We start from the raw sequence: 20,313 nt of genomic DNA, 5'->3' as shown, positions 1-20,313 counted from the left end.
TCTATATGAAAATTTCCTTAACTGTTAACGGAGCTGTAAGATCAATTGATATTGCAGATGATAATACGCCATTGCTTTGGGTCATAAGAGATACGTTAAATTTGAAAGGAACAAAATTTGGCTGTGGAAAAGCGGCTTGCGGTGCATGTACATTACATGTAGATGGAGAGGCAGTGCGTTCTTGTTCGTATCCGGTGAAATTTGCAAATGGTAAAAATGTAACTACCATAGAGGGTTTAGGAAATAGAGATCGTCCACACCCCGTACAGCAAGCTTGGATTGAAGAAATTGTACCTCAATGTGGCTATTGTCAACCCGGTTTTATGATGGCAACGGCGGCACTTTTAAATAAGGTTCCCAATCCGTCAGATGAAGATATCGATAATAATATTATTAACGTATGCCGTTGCGGTACGTATTATAGAATGCGAAAAGCAATACATAAGGCAGCTAAGTTGCAAGCAAACATGGATATTGAATCAGTTAAAGAGGAGAAGTAAATGTCTGACAAAAAAAATGGTTCAAAAAAAGTATCTAGACGTAAATTTTTAATCAAGGGCGGTCTAGGTGCTATTGGTGTGGTTGCCATTGGTGCCTACATCTTTAGAAACCCGATAAGGCGACAAATTTTAGGTGTGGTAAATTCATTGGAAGCACCTTATACCGACAATACAGACCAGCCTATGGTTTGGTTTGAGGTAAATTCAGATAATACAATAGTATTACACTCTCCTAAAATGGAAATGGGTCAAGGAACTTTTACGGGTATTGCTCAAATGGCAGCGGAAGAACTTATGGTTGGTATTGAGCAAATACATGTGGTTCACGCTGCTTCGGCGACAGGTAATGTAGATAGCTTTGCTACTGGCGGAAGTACTTCCATATCTGGATTGTGGCAACCGCTTAGAGAGTTGGCTGCAATGTTACGGGTAATGCTTTTAAATGAAGCTGCTCGCAAAATGAATATAATTGTTGAAGAACTTACCATAGATAAAGGAATCATTTCTGGTGGAGGTGATAAAATGACCTACGCCCAAGTTGCGGAGGGGGTTGTAGATTGGGAGATTCCAGATGTTCCCGTTTTAAAGGATGCTAAGGATTACAAGTATATTGGTAAGCCTATTTCTAGAGTGGATTTAGATGCTAAGGTATACGGAGATCCTATTTTTGGAATGGATGCAGAAATGCAGGGAATGCTCTATGGAGCGGTGGTAAGACCAACTAAAATAGGAGCAACATTTGTAAGTGCGGACATTAAAGAGGCAGAGGGTATGCCCGGTGTCGTTAAGATTATTGTTGAAAATGATTTTGTAGGTGTAATTGCAAATTCTATCATTGAAGCTGAACATGCGAAAGAGGCTATTAAGGTTGTTTGGGAAAGTTATGAGGATTTAAGCACGGCAGATATTATAGGAATGATGACCGTTGGTAATGGTAATTCCATGGTCATACAAAAGAACGGTCAATCACTGGTCGAAGATGATGATTTTGAAACTTTGGAGTTTAGAAGTCCGATCGGTGCTCACGCACAAATTGAACCAAACGGAGTTGTTGCCTATGTAGAAGGAGATAAGGCTACCGTTAAAATTTCAACCCAAGTGGTAAGTATTACCAGAAAAGAGGTTGCCAAACGTTTAGATATAGATGTTGAAAACGTCAATATCATACCTACTTATTTAGGAGGTGGTTTTGGTAGAAGATTACATACTCCACATGCGGTGCAAGCTGCTTTGATGTCAAAAGCAGTAGGTAAACCTGTAAAATATTTTTTTAGTAGAAAAGAAGAGTTTCAGCATGATATGTTCCGCCCTCCCACGCACCATGTGATTAAGGGTAAGCTGAATGCGGAAGGGTTTTTAGAAGCTCTTGAACATGATTTCGTAAGTGGTGATGTTGCAACTGATTCTGCTTTAATTCCTAATGCACTAACTAATTTTTTAGGTGCCGATGTAGGTGCTATACGTGGTGGTTTTATACAATATACGGCTGTTCCAAATTTTAAGGCGGTTCATTGGCATGTTACCTTACCATTTGCGACCAGTTGGTGGCGCAGTCTTGGGTTATTGGCGAATACCTTTGCCATGGAGAGTTTTATGGATGAAATGGCTATTAAGGCAAAGAAAAATGCAGTAGATTTTAGGTTGGCACTAATTGGGGATGATGCCATTGATGTTCGTTTAAAAAACGTTATTCGGGCGGCAGCTGAAAAAGCGAATTATACAGAAGATATTATTGATGGTAGGGCTATGGGTTTTGCAGCTTCTATAGATGCAAATACGCCTTGTGCACAGGTTGCTGAGGTTTCAGTGGTTGGCAATGAAATAATTGTGCATAAAGTCACTGTGGCCATGGACCCTGGGTTAGCGGTTAATCCTGATCAGATTCGTGCTCAGTGTGAAGGTTCTGTAATTATGGGTATGAGTGCTGTTTTGTACGAGAAAATGGAAGTGGAAAATGGCGAATTAACACCTACGATCTATGGTCCTTATCAAATGGCTTTAATGAAAAATGCTCCAAAAGAAATAGATGTAGTTTTGTTGCAAGGAAAAGATACGCCGGGGGCAGTGGGCGAACCTCCATTAGGACCAATTGGTGCAGCTATAGCAAATGCGGTTAGAAGATTGACCGGAGAAAGGCTGACCGAATTGCCCCTTAAAATTTCTAAAAATAACCTGAGCTAATAGGTAATACCATCTCTTTTCCACCTTTTGTGGGTCCACAAATATAGTTCTGGATACTTTTGTATGACCTCTTCTAATTTATGGGCATAGGTTTCTATAATATTTTGTTCGTCTAAATTAGATGCGGAATTAACGATTGTCTCAAAGAATAGTTCATACGTGCCACGCTTTATTTTCTTCAAATAAGGGAGGAATATTATGGAATCTGTCTTTTTGGCAATTTTTGCGGCTCCAGTAAAAAAAGAAGTTTGCTGATTAAAAAATTGGGTTTGGGATTTACCGGATTTTCCTAAAGGACTTTGATCTCCAATTACACAATTCATAGAGACTACGTTATTGTTTTTTAAGTGTAATAAGTGTCGGTATCCTTTATTGCTTGGAATACAATGCACATTAAATCGTTCTCGCATTAAAATGAATAAGTCGTTGAAATATGTGTTTGATAAGGGTTTGTATAAAGTATTGCAGTTTACTTCTAGAAATAAAGGAACCGTAGTAAGCCATTCCCAATTGCCTTGATGTGCAGTGTACAGCATTATATTTTCATTATTTTTAAGATGATCGGTCAATTGGGATAGGTTATTGATCTTAAATCTGTTTTCAATCTCACTTGGTTTTATCGTTAATAATTTTATTGATTCAAAGAACATATCACAAAAATGCTTGTAGAATTTTTTTGCAATGCTGTTTATTTCTTTCTCTGATTTGTGGGGAAAAGCAAGATGCAAGTTTTTACACACTACTTTTTTTCTGTAGCCAAGTATATAATACGTTAAAAAGTAAGTAATGTCAGATATCATATATAATATCCAAAAAGGTAGAATGGACAATACATAAAAAGGGAAAAAACGTAAATATTTCATCTTCAAAATATTAAAAGCATTGATCAATACAGCTTAAATAGGTGTACAATACTAGTCGTAAAATTGAAATGAATATTACCTTAAAAAATAAAAAAATAACGCTTTAGCATGTGGAATTTAGTTGTGGTCCGTTTTTGCAATATTACTGATCATGCCGCCAAAAATAAAATAATGAAAGGGTACAATGCTGTACCAGTATAACCTGCCTCGTAATCCTCTAGGTCTAAAGGTTGCGGTTTGGTGCAATATGTTGTTCTCGTCAATCTTAAACTCTAGCCAAGCCTCTCCGGGCAGCTTCATTTCTGCAAACAAAAGTAGTCTTTTTGCGTTTTTATCGGCCAATAGAACTCTCCAGAAATCCAATGCGTCTCCAGCGAATATTTTGTCTGGGTGTGTTCTTCCTCTTCGTAATCCTACGCCGCCCCAAAGCTTATCTAAAAAACCCCTGATTTTCCATAGCCAATTTCCGTAATACCAACCGGTTTCGCCACCAATTCTCCAAATACGTTCTAAGACTTCTTCTGGATTTTTTACCTTAATCTGTTTGTAATCTTTGAGTACGCCATATTTTGGAACTTGAATATGTTTTTCAAGGTTTTCTAAAAAACGACCACTGATCATACTGTCTTTCCAACTGCTGATCACTAAATTTTGTTCTATCTTTTTAAAGGCAAGGTCAATGGCCTCTTTGTAGGTATGTGGTTCAATACCAAGTATTTCTTGCAATCTTGTGTCTTTTGCTATGACTTCAATTTTCATGCTGTCCACTAGGTTCAACGCTAATTTATATGAAGTTGAGGTTACAAAATAGAGCCAATAGGATGACAATTTTGGAGTCATCACAGGTACTGTCCAAATCCAGTTTTTGAATCCTCGTACTTCGGCATATTTATGCAACATATCTTTATAGGTAAGTACATTTGGACCCGCTATATCAAATGAGTCGTTATAGGTTTTTTCATGTCCTAGTACTCCGGTTAAAAAGGCTATAACATCTCTTATGGCAATGGGTTGCGTTTTTGTCAACACCCATTTTGGCGTAATCATAACGGGCAGTTTTTCACATAGGTCACGTATAATTTCAAAAGAAGAACTTCCTGATCCTACAATGATACCTGCCCTTAAAACCGTTAAATTATATTTTCCTTGATACAGAATGTCCTCCACATTTTTGCGTGATTGTAAATGTTTTGAGAGTTTTTCATCATTGACAATACCGCTTAAATAAATAACTTGCTTAATATTTGTGTTGTTTACGTACTTATTGAAGTTAATGGCGGTTTTTGCTTCCATGTCATCAAAATCTTGGGTAGATGAGCTCATGGAGTGTATAAGGAAGTACGCGGCGTCTATATCCTTTGGTACAATATTTTCTTTAGGTTCTTCTAAAAAATCAATCTCTATGATTTGAATATTACTTCTAATTTCTTTGTCTACAGATAGTCTGCTTTCATCACGAACCGCACAAACAATTTCATGTCCCATTTCTAAGAGCTGCGGTAGTAAGCGCATGCCTATATAACCATTGGCACCTGTGAGCAGTATTTTCATAAATCTTCAATTGATGTAGGCGCGTTATCCGCTTTGTAGTCCATGATTTTTTTAAAGAATTTCTGTACCGCCTTGGTATCAGAGGCCACTTTTATAAAATATTGATCGCGGTAAATGGAGTAAACCGAAGCTTGACCTTTGTATATAGATAGTTTATAGTAGGGTATGATCAATGCATATGTTTCTAAAAGTGATCTAAACCCTATAATAATTCCATTTGGCCTCATCTCTATATTACAAACATCCCTATTGCTGTCTAATATGAGAAGATTTCTAATTTTAATGCTTGTCTCCGTAATGATCAGTTTTGGCGACCCAATGCCGTTCATGGCCCATCTTTCTTTTAAGGTAAAAGGCTTGCCTACTTCTTCCTCAATTTTTTTAGTGACGGCTTTATTATTGTATGATACGTTTAACAGCATGCAATTTTTTGTACAGTTTTACTAAAGTTAACGAAATACCGCATGAATGCCACATCTGTTTACCCTTAAAGCATAAAAAATCATTAATTTTGCAGGCTTAATTAAACGTTTTGATGAATATTCAAGAGGTACTATCAGTTAAAGTAAAAGAAGCGGTAAAATCTATTTTTGATAAGGATTTGCCAAATGTGGAATTTCAACCTACCCGCAAGGATTTTGAGGGAGATATTACTATTGTGGTTTTTCCAATGTTACGTGTAGTGAAAGGAAACCCAGTGCAAATTGGGGAGCAAATTGGTGCATATTTAGAAGAACACATAGATGAAGTTGCCGGCTTTAATGTGATTAAAGGATTCTTGAACATTGTTATAAACGATTCTTTCTACTTGAATTTTTTCAACTCGATCTCAACCATACCCAATTATGGTTATGTGGAAGAGTCGGATGATGCCGTTATGGTAGAGTACTCTTCGCCAAACACTAATAAGCCGTTACACTTGGGGCATATTAGAAATAACTTATTAGGATATTCCGTTGCGGAAATTTTAAAGGCATCGGGTAAAAAAGTATATAAAACTCAAATTATCAATGACCGTGGTATTCATATCTGTAAAAGTATGGTGGCTTGGCAAAAGTTCGGAAATGGGGAGACACCCGTATCAACCGGACTAAAAGGCGATAAGCTGGTTGGTAATTACTATGTGGCTTTTGATAAAGCTTATAAAGAACAAATAGCGGATTTAGTTGCTAAGGGAATTGATAAAAAGGTTGCTGAAAAAGAAGCTCCTATTTTGTTAGAAGCTCAAGAAATGCTTTTAAAATGGGAAGCTGGTGATCCTGAAACCGTAACCTTATGGAAAACCATGAACGGTTGGGTATATAAAGGTTTTGAAGTTACCTATAAGAATTTAGGAGTAGATTTTGATACGCTATATTATGAAAGTGATACCTACCTTTTAGGTAAGGATGTTGTTGCGGAAGGATTAAAGAAAGGAATATTCTTTAAGAAAGAAGATGGTAGTGTTTGGATTGATTTGACCGAAGATGGATTGGATGAGAAAATTGTTCTTCGTTCAGATGGCACTGCGGTTTATATGACCCAGGATATTGGTACCGCCATACAACGTGTTAAAGATCATCCAGATGTTAATGGTATGGTTTATACTGTTGGTAATGAGCAAGATTATCACTTTAAGGTTTTGTTTTTAATTCTGCAAAAACTTGGTTTTTCTTGGTCAAAAAAACTGCATCACTTAAGTTATGGTATGGTAGATTTGCCTAGTGGAAAAATGAAGAGTAGGGAAGGCACCGTTGTAGATGCCGATGATCTTATGGCCGATATGACCCAGACCGCTGCTAATATTTCTGAGGAACTTGGTAAGCTAGAGGACTATAACGAAGAAGAAAAGCAGACGCTTTACCAAATGATAGGTTTGGGCGCTTTAAAGTACTATATTCTTAAAGTAGATCCTAAAAAGAGAATCTTGTTCGACCCAGAAGAGTCGGTAGATTTTCAAGGTAATACAGGACCTTTTATTCAGTATACCTATGCTCGTATTCAATCTATTTTGAGAAAGGCAGAAAGTATGGGTATCAATATTTCTGAAGATGCCAAAGTTTCTGAGTTACATTCAAAAGAAAAGGAATTGATCAAACAGCTTCAACTATTTCCAGAGACCATTCAATTGGCTGCAGATAATTTTAGTCCGGCATTGATTGCTAATTTCACCTATGATCTGGTAAAGGAATTTAATTCTTTCTATCAACAGGTTTCCATATTGGGAGAGGTAGATGAAGCTAAGAAAGTATTACGAGTTCAATTATCTAAAAAGGTTGCCCAGGTTATACAAGATGCATTCAAATTATTAGGTATAGAGGTTCCTGAGCGTATGTAATTTTAAAAATTGATTCGTACGCTGGCATTAGGGGTTATACCTAATGAGATACGCTCAATAGTTTCAATGGTATTATCGTCTTGTAGTCTGTAATAGGTGTTTAATGTATTGCGTCTATTGGTGAAATTTAATACGGATACTCCAAAGACTATATTCATTTTATCATCAAGTTTTAGGGTGTAATTTGCTGATGCATCTGTCCTAAAGTATTCTGATAATCTACTGCTATTTGGTTCTTCGTAATTTATTTCGGCAGGAAAAACGGTTTGATTTATTGGGTCGTTTTCGTCTGGTCGGGTAAAAGGTTTTCCCGATTTGTAATTAATGCCCATTCCTATTTTTAAATTACCAACGGTGTAGTTTCCTGCAAGTGTAATAGCGTGTCTAACATCTAAATTGTTGGGAAATGTTGCAGGATCTAAAACATTGAAGGTGTAGTCGTTTTTGTTGAAGGTGTAACTAAGCCAAGCACTATAATCGTTATTCTTGGTGTTGATCAGAAATTCAGCTCCTTTAACTGTATAAGATCCAATTTCACCATTAAATTGATTCTGATTTTGAAAACCTTGTGTGTATACGTTGATACCATTTACTTCCTTGTAAAAAGCATCTATGCCCACATATAATTTATTGATATCATAATTGAAACCAATAGACCCCTGTTTACTTCTTGTAATGGGCAGCGCATCGCCATCAGATAAAATCCACCTTCTTTTTTCAATACCTAAAAAGTTTTGTTCTAAATCTATGATCTGATTGGTAACCTGACTTTTGTATTCCCCTAATATTTCCGTTTTAAAATTCGGTAGTAGCTTATAACTGATATTTATGCGAGGTTCAAAAATGAATTCTTGAAACGTATCTAGGTTTTCTATATAGTTCAAACGACCACCAATGAATCCGTTAAGTCTCTCATCTTTTGAACTATAGTTTATTTCAGTGAATATACCATGTTTACGGATAACCCCTTTTATGTTACTTGCAAATGGAGGCTGATTAACATTTGTAGTGTTTTCAATTCCCGTTTCGGTAAATTCATAACCGTTTGTCCATTTGAGATTTTGTCTTAATAGGTAATTGGTTACAAGTTTTATGTTAGATTCTTTTACTAAATTATTTTGGATTAGTCGTTGTGCGTCATTGTTTGATATAGATAGGGCATCCAGATCATATTGAGTGTAATAGGCACTTAATTGTGATGTAAGATTACCTGTCCATTCGCTTTGTAATTCACTACCAATTGAAAAATTATCTTGATTTAGATTACTTCGGTTTGGTGCAGTGCTGTTTTCAACCGATTCAAAATAGTTTAGATTATTACTCATGGTAATCATACTGGTGCTCACCTTGTGGTATGGGTTTATTTCATAGATGAATTTGGTGGTGAAATCATAAAAATAAAATTCACTCTCTTGATTTACTTCTGAATCTTGAAAGGCTTTTTCTGAGAAGATAGTGTAGGTTGGAGTGTTGAGAAAATCGGTATATGATCTACGGGCAGAAACTTGTAATGCTGATTTTTTACTAATTGGAAATTCACCAAAAGCATCACCCGAGATTAAATTTATACCAGCTCCGCCATTGAAATTTAAAGGTAATTTTCCCATAGATGTCATACTCAAGGTGCCACTTACGCCATCACTAAATATGGCTGAGGTTCCATTTTTTATGATCGTTACATTTTCTGTAACATAAGGGTTGAATGCAGATATTAAGCCAAAGAAATGTCCGGTTTGATACATTTTTATCCCGTCCCACAGAATAAGGTTCTGGTCATTGGTGCCTCCTCTTATATTAATATCTGAAACAGTTTCATCAACACTTTTAATACCTGGTAAAGCCTGTACCGTTTGTAAAATATCTGGTTCACTAACACCTGGTAGAATGCCAAATTTTGATGGATTAAGTTCAATACTGGAGTTGTCAAGCTTCTGTAAACCTGTAGTCAAAAATTGTGTCACAATGACTTCATCTAACTCTTGGTAACTCAGCGGCAAGGCAACAATGTTGCATTCTACAGGGTTAATGAATTCTTTTGCTTTTAAGAAAGTAGGTTTGTAACCTAAATGTTTGATCTGAATTATTGCATTAATAGGAACATTATCAAAACTGAACGAGCCATTTTCTTTTGTGATACCAGATAAGTTGGTCCCATAAATTTCAATAGTGGCACCAGGTATGGTATTCTCTTCGAAATTATCGAAAACAAAACCGCATATAGAAACAGTGGTGGCTTTGGTTAAGGTATAATAGCGATCATTAAGCTTATTAATGGTGATCCCAGTTGTATTGTTAATTTCTTTTATGATGGCTTCAAGTGAATTAGAATCAGGTGGCGGTATTTGTACGGTATCAACATCACTGTCGGCAAAAGAGAATTTTACATCATAGGTCTTTTCTAGTTCAGTAAGCACATTGCGCAATTGCACCAATTTTTTTGGTAAATTCTGTGCATAGCTATTTAAGCCGAATATCAGCACAAAAAATAAATAAGAAAGAGTTTTAAGGTGCTTCTTCTGCATAGAACAGCACTTTGTTCCCATCTAAGTTAAACTTAATTTGTAAAGGAACACTTATACTTTGAAGGGCAAGTTCTAGATTTTTGTTGCTAAAAGTACCCGTAAAAAGTTGAGTGGTATCAATATGTTCTGTGCTAATCTCAATATCATATTGTCTTTGAAGTTCATCTAAAACATAATGTAACGGTATACTTTGAAAAGAACTCTCCTTTGACAACCATGAAGGTTCGCCATTTACGGTAGCTTTAGATTTTCTGCTATTACCGGCAATTGTCAAAATCGAATTGCCTGCAGGTAATTTTGTTTCATTGCCATTAATGGTAACGCTAACCAAACCCTCAAAACAGGTTACTTCAAAATAATCTTTTCTATTTTCTACATTGAACTGGGTGCCTAAAACGGTAACCAGACCTTGGGAGGTATGAACAGTAAATTTTTCTCCCTTGGCAACTTTAAAATACGCTTCGCCATCAAGGTCTACGTTTCTGTTAGAGTCCCATTTTTTTTCGTTAAAAGATAGTTCAGAGGCTGCATTCAAAATAACCTCAGAATTATCTGGTAGGGTTATGAATTTGTTTTCTGCATATGTTGTCGTAAAAGACTTGTTCAAAGTACTAAGGTAAAAGAAAGACCCGGCCAATAATACCGCAATGACCGCAGCAACACGTAGAAATGTCTTGAACGGAGTTAAAACAAAAACTTTAGGTGTTTCTGTAGTTTTACGTTGTTCAATAGTATTCCATGCTTTTTCTTTATCAAATTCAGGTGATTCTAATTTTGATGCGGACTCCTTTATTTTTCTATATGTTTCGTATGCTTCAGATTTCTTGAACTCTGCCAACTCGGCATCGGTCAGTTCATCATTAAGCCATTTTGCTAAGTAATTGTCTTGCATATTTTTAGCTTTGTTTTAGTATAACAACTAAGTTTTTGAAAACCCTACTTTTATGTTACGTATCAAGTACTAAGTACTAAGTAATAAGTAATAAGTACGAAGTACTTTGTCTATTATTTTAAATTTTCACTTAATACTTTATACTCCTTACTTAATACTATTTTTTTTCCTAACTCCTAACTTATATCCCATCTATCTGCTCCCTTAAACTTTTTAGAGCCAAGTGCATTCTTTTTTCGATTGCCTTTACGCTCACTTTTTCCATTTCGGCAATTTCCGCATATTTTTTACCGTCTATTCTATTCAATAAAAAAGTAGTGCGTTGATTGTCTGGTAAGCTGTTCAACGCGTTGTCCAATTTTTCCTTAAATTGATTCTCCTCCATGATGAACTCCGGAGATTCATTAGTAGTCTTTAAGGTTTGGTCTGCGTACTTTAATCGTACTTTTTCGGCTTTAATAACATTCAAGTATAAATTATTGGCTACCGTGTATAGGTAAGATTTTGCTTTTTCTGGGGCAACTTTAGCACAATTTTCCCAAAGTTTCACAAATGCCTCTTGAACGGCATCATGAGCTTTTTCTTCATTGCCAAATTTGTAATAAATATAATTGAAGATGGTTTTAGACGTTTCATTAAAAACGCTCTTATACACTAACTCTTCGCAAACGTTCAAATGTTTTTCAGTGTTCAATTCATAACTTTTTATCAAAGATATCCGAAAAAAACAAAAAAGAAGGTAGGGTATTTTTTAAGTCGGTTGTTTTAGAAACATAATAACAAACAATACCAAGTCATTATGAAAAAGATTTTTAATTATGCAATGTATGTTAGCCTACTAACTATTGCACTTAGTTTTACTGCATGTCAAGATGAATTTGAAGAAATCAATACGGGTGAAGAGCCACAAGCAATAACCGCAAGTTCTTCCACTGCAGATTTAATACAACGTACCAGTTCTAATGATGGTTCTGGTGATAATATTGTAGATGGTACCAGTTGCTTTGAAATCAATTTTCCGTACGCTGTTGAGGTAAACGGAATTCAATTGACTATTGATTCTGAGGAAGATATAGAACAAATAGAAGATATATTCGATAGTATAGACGATGATGAAAATCTATTGGACATCATTTTTCCTATTACGGTAACATCAGGTGATTTTACCGAGATCACAATTAATGGTTTAGAAGATCTACGTGATTTAGCGGCCGACTGTAAAGAAGGTGGCGACGATGATGATATAGAATGTATAGATTTTGTGTATCCAATGACCATGTTCACTTTTAATGTCAACTTAGAACAAACAAATACCGTAGAAGTATCTAGTGATCGTGAGTTACGTTTGTTCTTTAAAGATTTGGATGACGATAGTTTGGTAAGTTTTGATTTTCCTGTGACACTTAAGTTACATGATGAAACAACCATTGTTGTTGAAAGCAATCAAGAATTGGCTATTGCTATTGAAAATGCAAAAGACGATTGTGATGAAGACGACGATGATGATTACAATGACGATGACTTTGATGAAGATGAGTTTAAAGAAGAACTTGTTGAATGTGTTTGGTTCGTAACAGATTTTATACGAAACGATGTAGATCAGACGCCTCAATATGTAAATTATATATTAAACTTTAAAGAAGATGGTACCGTAGTAACCGGTTTTAGAGGAGCTACAACGGTAGAAGGTACTTGGAGCAGTACGGTGGGCGATGATGGCGCTAAATTAACCATTGATTTTGAGTCTAATACTGATTTTAATTTAGAGTGGACGGTATATGACTTAGGTGATGATCAAATTAAGTTATATAATGATGCCGGTAACAGAATTATAATGAAACAATTCTGTGAGGAAGACTTGCTGGAAATAACGGTTGAAGATCTTAGAGAGACTTTAAGAGATTGTTCTTGGGTTATTAAAAGAGTTAAAAATAACGGAGATCATATCAATAGGTTACTAGGTGGTGAATTTGAATTTCAAGCGGAAGGTGTAATTACGTTGACCAACAATGCAACCGTTACTGAGGGTACTTGGGAAATTACTACAAATGCGGAAGGTCGTTTTGTGGTTGCCATTACTATGGGTGATGAAGGTGCCGTGAGTTTTGAATGGTTGTTAACAGATTTAAAAGACCGAATAATTAAGTTCAACGTTGAAGAAACTTTTTATGAATTGGTCATCGTTAAAAAATGTTTGGTGGATGACGATGTGGAAGAAGATATCACTTTCATTAAGAACATTTTTGATAATGCTGCTTGGGAGGTAGCTTACTTCGCAGAAAATAACGATGAGTCCACAGCACTTTATGCAGATGTAAAGTTATATATGGAGAATGATGGTACCTTAGAGGTAAGAGACCTAAACGGAGACGTTTTCAGTACTGGAAACTGGTTTGTGTATAGAAACGCCTTTACCGGTAAACTTGAAATGATTATTTCTTTTGAAACAGGCAGTAATTACTTGCCATTGGCAAATGATTATCAAATTCTTGAGATCGAGGAAACTAGGATTGAGTTGAAGCATGAAAATGAGACAGGTTTTTATGATCAACTGGTCTTAGAAAGAGAGTAAGATTAAAACATCCAGAAATATACCGTCAACAGTAAAGAGTTGGGCCTCGTTGGCGGTATTGATGGAGGTTTTATTTTGGGAATTTTTGAAAATGTAATTCCTTTTTTGCCCCACAACTAAGTTAAGAGCATCCATTTTAGTATGGGTGCTCTTTTTGTTTTGTATATTTTGTGGTACTTGCTACCGAATTAGCATTGATATTATTAAATTTGTAGCCCCTTAAAAAAGAAAAGAATGTTCGATAATTTAAGCGATAAGCTAGATAAGGCTTTACATGTACTAAAAGGTCATGGTCAAATTACAGAAATAAATGTTGCGGAGACTACCAAAGAAGTACGCCGTGCCTTATTAGATGCCGATGTAAACTTTAAAATTGCCAAGGAATTTACCAATAGGGTTAAAGAGAAGGCATTGGGGCAAAACGTATTAACGACCTTACAACCAGGTCAGTTAATGGTGAAAATTGTTAAAGATGAACTTACCCAGTTAATGGGTGGTGAGTCAGAGGGTATAAATTTATCGGGTAAACCGTCGGTAATATTAATGTCCGGTTTGCAGGGTTCTGGTAAAACTACGTTTTCTGGAAAGCTTGCAAATTTTCTTAAGACCAAAAAATCAAAGAACCCATTATTGGTGGCCTGTGATGTGTATCGCCCGGCGGCAATAGATCAATTGCATGTAGTAGGTGAGCAAATAGGGGTTCCGGTATATTCGGATAGGGATAATACCGATCCTGTAGCTATCGCAAAAGCTGGTATTGCAAAGGCAAAAGCGGACGGTAACAATGTTGTTATAATCGATACCGCAGGTCGTTTGGCGGTAGATGATAAAATGATGGCAGAGATATCTGACATACATAAAGCCATTGAACCTCAAGAAACATTGTTCGTTGTAGATTCTATGACAGGGCAAGATGCTGTGAATACGGCAAAAGCTTTCAACGATATCTTGAACTTTGATGGGGTTATATTAACAAAATTAGATGGTGATACCCGTGGTGGTGCGGCTATATCCATTAAGTCCGTAGTTGATAAACCAATTAAGTTTATTGGTACTGGTGAGAAGATGGAAGCAATTGATGTTTTTCATCCATCACGTATGGCGGACCGTATTTTGGGTATGGGTGATGTAATATCACTTGTAGAAAGAGCTCAAGAACAGTTCGATGAAGAAGAGGCTCGAAAGATCCAAAAGAAAATTGCAAAGAATAAATTCGGTTTCGATGATTTCCTGAGCCAAATTCAGCAAATCAAGAAAATGGGTAATATGAAAGACCTTATGGGGATGATACCTGGTGCAGGTAAAGCCCTTAAAGGTTTGGATATTGATGATGATGCCTTTAAACATATTGAGGCGATCATATATTCAATGACACCAGATGAACGTTCTACACCGTCTAAATTAAATGCCAGTAGAAAAAAACGTATTGCAAAAGGTTCCGGTAGGGAAGTTCAAGAGATCAATCAATTGTTAAAGCAATTTGATCAAATGAGCAAGATGATGAAAATGATGCAAGGCGGTGGCGGTAAAAAGATGATGCAGATGATGGGCGCCATGAAAGGAATGAAATAATAAGCGAACAACACAACTAAAAAAGAGACGGATATGGAATTATTGGATGGTAAAAAAGTATCCAATCAAATAAAGGAAGAAATCAAGGCTGAGGTTGCCAAGATGAAAGAGCGTGGTGAAAAAGTACCACATTTAGCGGCAATAATTGTTGGTAGTGACGGTGCCAGTTTAACCTATGTGGGTAGTAAAGTGCGTTCTTGTGAGCGTATTGGTTTTGAATCAACGTTAATTCAAATGCCCAGTACCACTTCTGAACAAGAATTATTGAACAAGATCAAGGAATTGAACGTTGATGATGATATCGATGGTTTTATTGTTCAATTGCCTTTACCGGAACAAATAGATACCCAAAAGGTAATTATGGCCGTTGATCCAGATAAGGATGTTGACGGATTTCACCCTACCAACTTCGGTAAAATGGCTTTGGATATGAGTACGTTCATACCCGCAACACCATTTGGTATTCTAGAATTATTGGAGCGTTATAAAGTTGATACCAAGGGTAAGCATACCGTAGTTATTGGTCGTAGTCATATTGTAGGTAGACCAATGAGTATTTTAATGGGTAGAAAAGGTTGGCCCGGTAACTCTACAGTGACCTTAACTCATAGTCACACTAAAAATATTACCCAGATTATTTCTCAAGCGGATATTGTAATTTCAGCTCTAGGTGTACCTAATTTTTTAAAGGCGGAAATGGTAAAAGATGATGCCGTAGTTATAGACGTAGGTATTACAAGAGTTCCAGATGATACAAAAGAAAAAGGATACTATATAACCGGTGATGTTGATTTTGAAAACGTTAGTAAAAAAGCATCATATATTACACCTGTACCAGGTGGGGTTGGTCCTATGACGATTGCCATGTTGTTGAAAAACACTTTACTGGCTCGTGAGAGACATAGAAGTAGAAACTAGTATCTAATAAAATGATGAAATCAGCCTTGCGGAACAATCGCAGGGCTTTTTTTATGCAGGTAGTTTTTTAATCACTGCTCCGGTTTCTGTAGTGTCATTTGGGGTTAAAATATCAATATCGTTGCTGTCATCATAATCGCAGCTTGCCATGATGGTTATAGAACAACTTAATATAATCGCGTAAATTACTTTTTTCATAACAACTACGTTTAATGTTAACACCCAATGTTTAACTAAAACGTTCTTATCTTTAATATGGTATGTTTTCAAACCCAAATAATTAATGCATAAGAGATCGTTAGGTTGTTAAATTTTCATAAGTATTTATTAGGCTGACAGATATTTGTCTATGTTTAGCAGAGGTTTAGGTGATTAGCAATCGCTTAGGCTTCTTTTTTACACTTCTAGACTATGAAATTGAACCATTTTTTTGATGCATCCATAGATATGCTTTGTATAGCTAATTATGATGGATACTTTGAAGATGTAAATCCGGCATTTATCAAACTACTAGGGTATGATAAAGAAGAATTAATGTCCAGAAAAATTAATGATTTTGTCTTTGAAGAGGATAAAGAGGTAACGCAACAGACAAGGGCTAGCTTGCACGAAAACAAAAAATTAATCAGTTTTCAAAATAGGTATGTGACCAAGAGCGGCGGTGTGGTCTGGTTATCTTGGAGCGCAGTACCGGTAGATAGTGAAAAACTTGTTTATGCTATAGCCAAGGACATTACCCATGAAATGAATTTAAAGAATGCTAGAATTCTTGAATTTGCAAAAATGAAAACGGTCAACGATGATCTGGTAAGGCTAAATTATACTACTTCACATGATTTAAGGGCGCCATTAAATAACTTAATTTCCCTTTTTGATGTTCTAGATTACAATGTCCTAGATGATGATACGCTGCAGATTTTGAGATACATGGAGATTTCCGCCAAGGGGGTGAAAGAGTCTTTGGAGAATTATTTAAAATTAATTGAAAATGCACGTAAAGGGCTAAACACATTAACGGAGATTTATTTTGATCATGTACTTGCCAAAACCCAAAACGTATTAAGTTCGATTATCAAGAATTCTAAAACCTCAATTTCTTATGATTTTACACTTTGCAAAAGTGTTTTGTTCGATAATTCTTATATGGAAAGTATCTTCTTAAACTTAATTACCAATGCTATTAAGTATACTATTCCTGGTGAAGCACCAAGAATTGAAATTAAAACGGAATTTGTAGATGGTAAGATAGTTCAATATTTCAAAGATTACGGTCAAGGCTTTGATATGATTAAAAATGGCAGCAAGATTTTTGGTTTAAATGAACGTTTTAATACCGAACAAGATGGCAAAGGCATAGGTCTTTATTTAATACATAATCAAATTAATAGTCTAGGCGGTACGATCACGGTAGATAGCGAGCTAAATAAAGGGGCTTTGTTTACCATTGTTTTTCCTACGCAATAATTTTTACTATCCGGTATTATTATCTTGGTAAATATGGCATAATAATGTTTCTGAATATCCACTTGAGTGGTTTCATTAATTATCTTTAAGCATGTAAATTTATTTGCCATGATAAAACAAGTAATAGCAGTAGCATTGGTATTAGGTCTTTTTATAAGTTGTGAAAAGGTTGTAGAGCCTGTTCAAACTATACAAGTATCTTTTAGTAATGATATTGGTCAAGAATCTGTAGATGGTCGTTTATTGCTAATGTTATCGTCTGATGATAGTGATGAACCTCGATTTCAAATTAATGACGGACTTAATACTCAACTCATTTTCGGTATGAATGTAGAGAATTGGGTTCAAGATTCTATTTTGACCTTTGATGAATCTGTGTTTGGTTACCCTTATGAAAGTTTAAAAGATGTACCGCCAGGGGAGTATAATGTGCAGGCACTTCTTAATGTGTATGAAACGTTTAACCTTTCTACCGGCCATACCGTAAAGTTGCCTATGGATAATGGCGAGGGACAACAATGGAATAAATCACCAGGTAATTTATATAGCAAGCCTTTTAAGATAAGGGTTGCTAGCAACGGGTTTGAGAATGTGTCTGTAGAACTAGATCAGGTGATTCCGCCCATTGAAGAACCAAAAGATACCGAGTGGATCAAGCATATAAAGGTGAAATCTGAAAAATTATCCGAGTTTTGGGGGAGGGATATCTATTTAGGAGCTCATGTATTGTTGCCTAAGGGATTTAACGAGCATCCGGAGGCCAAGTACCCACTGATGGTTTTTCACGGTCATTTTCCTTCGGATTTTGGCGGATTTAGAACTACACCACCAGACCCTAATTTAAAGCCAGAGTATTCTGAGCGTTTTAGTTTAGAAGGGTATAATATTATTCAACAGCAAGAAGCCTACGATTTTTACAAACGATGGAACGAGCCCGATTTTCCCCGCTTTTTAATTATTGAAATTCAACACCCAACCCCATATTATGATGATTCATATGCAGTAAATTCTGCTAGTCAAGGTCCTTATGGAGATGCTATTACCTATGAACTTATTCCTGAAATTGAAAAACAGTTCAGGGGCATGGGAGAGGGGTGGTCTCGTTTTCTTTACGGCGGCTCTACCGGCGGTTGGGAAGCTTTAGCGGTACAGGTCAAATATCCGGAAGAGTATAATGGGTGTTTTGCGGCATGCCCCGACCCTATAGATTTTAGGGCGTATACCTTGACCAATATTTATGAAGATGAAAATGCATATTATTATCCAAGCGCGCATAAAAAATTAGAAGTGCCCTCACATAGAAATTACTTAGGGCAAATTCAATCTACCTTACGACAGGGAAATCACTTAGAATTGGTGTTGGGGGATAAATCTAGGTCAGGGCAACAATGGGATATTTGGGAAGCAACTTATTCCCCACAGGGTAAAGATGGCTATCCTGAAAGAATTTGGGATAAAATGACAGGAGATATTGACCATGAGGTTGCCGAGTATTGGAAAGAGAATTTTGATCTAAGACATATTCTTGAGCGTGATTGGGATAAACTGGGCGATAACTTAAAAGGGAAAATTCATATTTATTGTGGTGATATGGATAATTACTACTTAAATAATGCTGTCTACCTAATGGAGGATTTTCTTGAAAATACAACAGATCCTTATTATGAAGGCGAAGTAAAATACGGCGACCGTGATGAACATTGCTGGAACGGTGATCCTGATCAACCTAATGCCATAACACGCCTACGTTACAATAGTATGTATGTGCCAAAGATTATGGAGCGTATTGAGAAAAGTGCTCCAAAAGATGCCGATTTAACAAGTTGGAGGTATAAGTAATGCTAGTTGTGCAGTCAAAATAAGGATGTCACTTCGAGTGAATTTTGAGGCACGAAAAATTAGTATCGAGAAGCGTTTAAGTATACAAAGATGCTTGTCGCTATTTAATGTGTATATAATAATTAGAGCATAAAATGTGATGAAATACAGAAGATTCGGAAGAACAGATTGGCAAGTAAGCGAAGTTGGATACGGAATGTGGGGAATGGCCGGTTGGACGGCAAGTGATGACGCGCAATCTGCAAAATCGTTGGATTTGGCAGTTGAAAACGGCGTCAATTTCTTTGATACCGCTTGGGGATACGGAGAAGGTCATAGTGAGGAGCTGTTGGGCGAGTTGGTAAAAAGACACCCTTCCAAGAAATTATACACGGCTAGTAAAATTCCACCTAAAAATTTTCAGTGGCCAGCAAAGCCAGAATATGCTTTTGAGGAATCTTATCCTACGGAGCATATTATGGAATACACCCATAAGACTTTAAAGAATTTAGGGTTGGAGCAAATAGACCTTATGCAATTTCATACCTGGGATGACGGTTGGAGCAACAGAGAAGAATGGCAACGTGCTATTGAAGATTTAAAAACTTCAGGTAAAGTTGCTGCAATGGGCATTAGTATGAATCGTTGGGAACCGGAAAATGGAATAAAAGCCTTAAAAACAGGAATGTTAGATGCCGTTCAGGTCATTTATAACATATTCGATCAAGCGCCAGTAGATAATTTATTTCCACTTTGTAAAGCGTTGGATATCGCAACCATTGCACGCGTACCTTTTGATGAAGGAACTTTGACAGGAACTATGACGAAGGAAACTACGTTCCCTGAAGGGGATTGGCGTGGTACCTACTTCGTGCCTGAGAATTTAATTTCTTCGGTAGAGCATGCCGATGCTTTAAGACCGCTAATTCCTGAAGGTATGACCATGGCAGAAATGGCATTGCGTTTTATACTAATGAACGATAATGTTGGTACTACCATACCCGGTATGCGTAAACAACGCAATGTTTTGGCGAATACGGCCACTAGTGATGGCAAATTGTTATCTAACGAATTGTACGAAGAATTGAAAAAGCACCGTTGGGATAGAGTGCCTACTTCTTGGTCGCAGTAGTTATTTTTTTA

Annotated in this window: 16 protein-coding genes; 9 read left to right on the top strand and 7 right to left on the bottom strand. The window is 36.4% G+C overall.

Annotated features, from left to right (window positions below; translation table 11 throughout):
- Positions 1-5: 5 nt before the first annotated feature.
- Positions 6-500, top strand: a complete 495-nt coding sequence (locus I600_RS07340) for a (2Fe-2S)-binding protein (RefSeq protein WP_058103804.1) — start codon at positions 6-8, stop codon at positions 498-500.
- Positions 501-2,681, top strand: coding sequence for a xanthine dehydrogenase family protein molybdopterin-binding subunit (locus tag I600_RS07335; protein ID WP_058103803.1), 2,181 nt, complete (start codon positions 501-503; stop codon positions 2,679-2,681).
- On the opposite strand, the gene I600_RS07330 is transcribed toward I600_RS07335, so the two are convergent.
- The 3 genes from I600_RS07330 to I600_RS07320 all read right to left on the bottom strand — a co-directional run bounded on the left by I600_RS07330 (position 2,678) and on the right by I600_RS07320 (position 5,517).
- Positions 2,678-3,544 (bottom strand): lysophospholipid acyltransferase family protein, encoded by an 867-nt coding sequence (locus tag I600_RS07330; protein WP_058103802.1) that lies wholly within the window; start codon positions 3,542-3,544, stop codon positions 2,678-2,680. The genes I600_RS07335 and I600_RS07330 overlap by 4 nt on opposite strands.
- Before the next feature lie 117 nt (positions 3,545-3,661).
- A complete protein-coding gene (locus I600_RS07325) occupies positions 3,662-5,095 on the bottom strand; it encodes an SDR family oxidoreductase (RefSeq protein WP_058103801.1) in 1,434 nt (477 codons plus the stop codon).
- On the bottom strand, positions 5,092-5,517 hold the full coding sequence (locus tag I600_RS07320; RefSeq protein WP_058103800.1) for a hypothetical protein: 426 nt from the start codon (positions 5,515-5,517) through the stop codon (positions 5,092-5,094). The genes I600_RS07325 and I600_RS07320 overlap by 4 nt, the downstream gene beginning before the upstream one ends.
- Before the next feature lie 113 nt (positions 5,518-5,630).
- Between I600_RS07320 and argS the strand changes: the two genes are divergently transcribed.
- Positions 5,631-7,412 (top strand): arginine--tRNA ligase, encoded by a 1,782-nt coding sequence (gene argS, locus I600_RS07315; protein WP_058103799.1) that lies wholly within the window; start codon positions 5,631-5,633, stop codon positions 7,410-7,412.
- 2 nt (positions 7,413-7,414) lie between these two features.
- Here argS and I600_RS07310 read toward each other — a convergent pair whose 3' ends face one another.
- The 3 genes from I600_RS07310 to I600_RS07300 form a co-directional block, all read right to left on the bottom strand.
- Positions 7,415-9,934: a TonB-dependent receptor gene (locus I600_RS07310; RefSeq protein WP_058103798.1), complete on the bottom strand. Its 2,520-nt coding sequence runs from the start codon at positions 9,932-9,934 to the stop codon at positions 7,415-7,417.
- Positions 9,915-10,826, bottom strand: coding sequence for a FecR family protein (locus I600_RS07305; protein ID WP_058103797.1), 912 nt, complete (start codon positions 10,824-10,826; stop codon positions 9,915-9,917). Before I600_RS07305 ends, I600_RS07310 begins: the two co-directional genes overlap by 20 nt.
- A 181-nt stretch (positions 10,827-11,007) precedes the next feature.
- Positions 11,008-11,520 (bottom strand): RNA polymerase sigma factor, encoded by a 513-nt coding sequence (locus I600_RS07300; RefSeq protein WP_058104315.1) that lies wholly within the window; start codon positions 11,518-11,520, stop codon positions 11,008-11,010.
- 105 nt (positions 11,521-11,625) lie between these two features.
- On the opposite strand from I600_RS07300, the gene I600_RS07295 reads away from it, so the two are divergent.
- From I600_RS07295 to I600_RS07285, 3 genes are all read left to right on the top strand, one after another.
- Positions 11,626-13,398 carry a hypothetical protein gene (locus tag I600_RS07295; protein ID WP_245188858.1) on the top strand — a complete coding sequence of 591 codons (1,773 nt, stop codon included), beginning with the start codon at positions 11,626-11,628 and terminating at the stop codon, positions 13,396-13,398.
- A 234-nt stretch (positions 13,399-13,632) separates the two neighbouring features.
- The gene (gene ffh, locus I600_RS07290; protein ID WP_058103796.1) at positions 13,633-14,970 is read left to right on the top strand and encodes a signal recognition particle protein; all 1,338 of its coding nucleotides are present in this window, start codon (positions 13,633-13,635) and stop codon (positions 14,968-14,970) included.
- 33 nt (positions 14,971-15,003) lie between these two features.
- Positions 15,004-15,888: a bifunctional 5,10-methylenetetrahydrofolate dehydrogenase/5,10-methenyltetrahydrofolate cyclohydrolase gene (locus I600_RS07285; protein WP_058103795.1), complete on the top strand. Its 885-nt coding sequence runs from the start codon at positions 15,004-15,006 to the stop codon at positions 15,886-15,888.
- Between the two features lie 51 nt (positions 15,889-15,939).
- Here I600_RS07285 and I600_RS07280 read toward each other — a convergent pair whose 3' ends face one another.
- Complete coding sequence (locus I600_RS07280; RefSeq protein WP_156894565.1) at positions 15,940-16,086, bottom strand: hypothetical protein; 147 nt, start codon at positions 16,084-16,086, stop codon at positions 15,940-15,942.
- A gap of 213 nt (positions 16,087-16,299) precedes the next feature.
- Between I600_RS07280 and I600_RS07275 the strand changes: the two genes are divergently transcribed.
- The 3 genes from I600_RS07275 to I600_RS07265 all read left to right on the top strand — a co-directional run bounded on the left by I600_RS07275 (position 16,300) and on the right by I600_RS07265 (position 20,302).
- Complete coding sequence (locus tag I600_RS07275; protein WP_058103793.1) at positions 16,300-17,352, top strand: sensor histidine kinase; 1,053 nt, start codon at positions 16,300-16,302, stop codon at positions 17,350-17,352.
- A gap of 108 nt (positions 17,353-17,460) precedes the next feature.
- A complete protein-coding gene (locus I600_RS07270) occupies positions 17,461-19,191 on the top strand; it encodes an alpha/beta hydrolase-fold protein (protein ID WP_058103792.1) in 1,731 nt (576 codons plus the stop codon).
- Between the two features lie 139 nt (positions 19,192-19,330).
- Positions 19,331-20,302, top strand: a complete 972-nt coding sequence (locus tag I600_RS07265; RefSeq protein ID WP_058103791.1) for an aldo/keto reductase — start codon at positions 19,331-19,333, stop codon at positions 20,300-20,302.
- The last annotated feature ends 11 nt before the right edge of the window (positions 20,303-20,313 follow it).

It is taken from the genome of Maribacter dokdonensis DSW-8 (assembly GCF_001447995.1).
GTDB classification, from domain to species: Bacteria; Bacteroidota; Bacteroidia; order Flavobacteriales; family Flavobacteriaceae; genus Maribacter; species Maribacter dokdonensis.
This window is presented reverse-complemented; position numbering and strand designations above follow the sequence as displayed.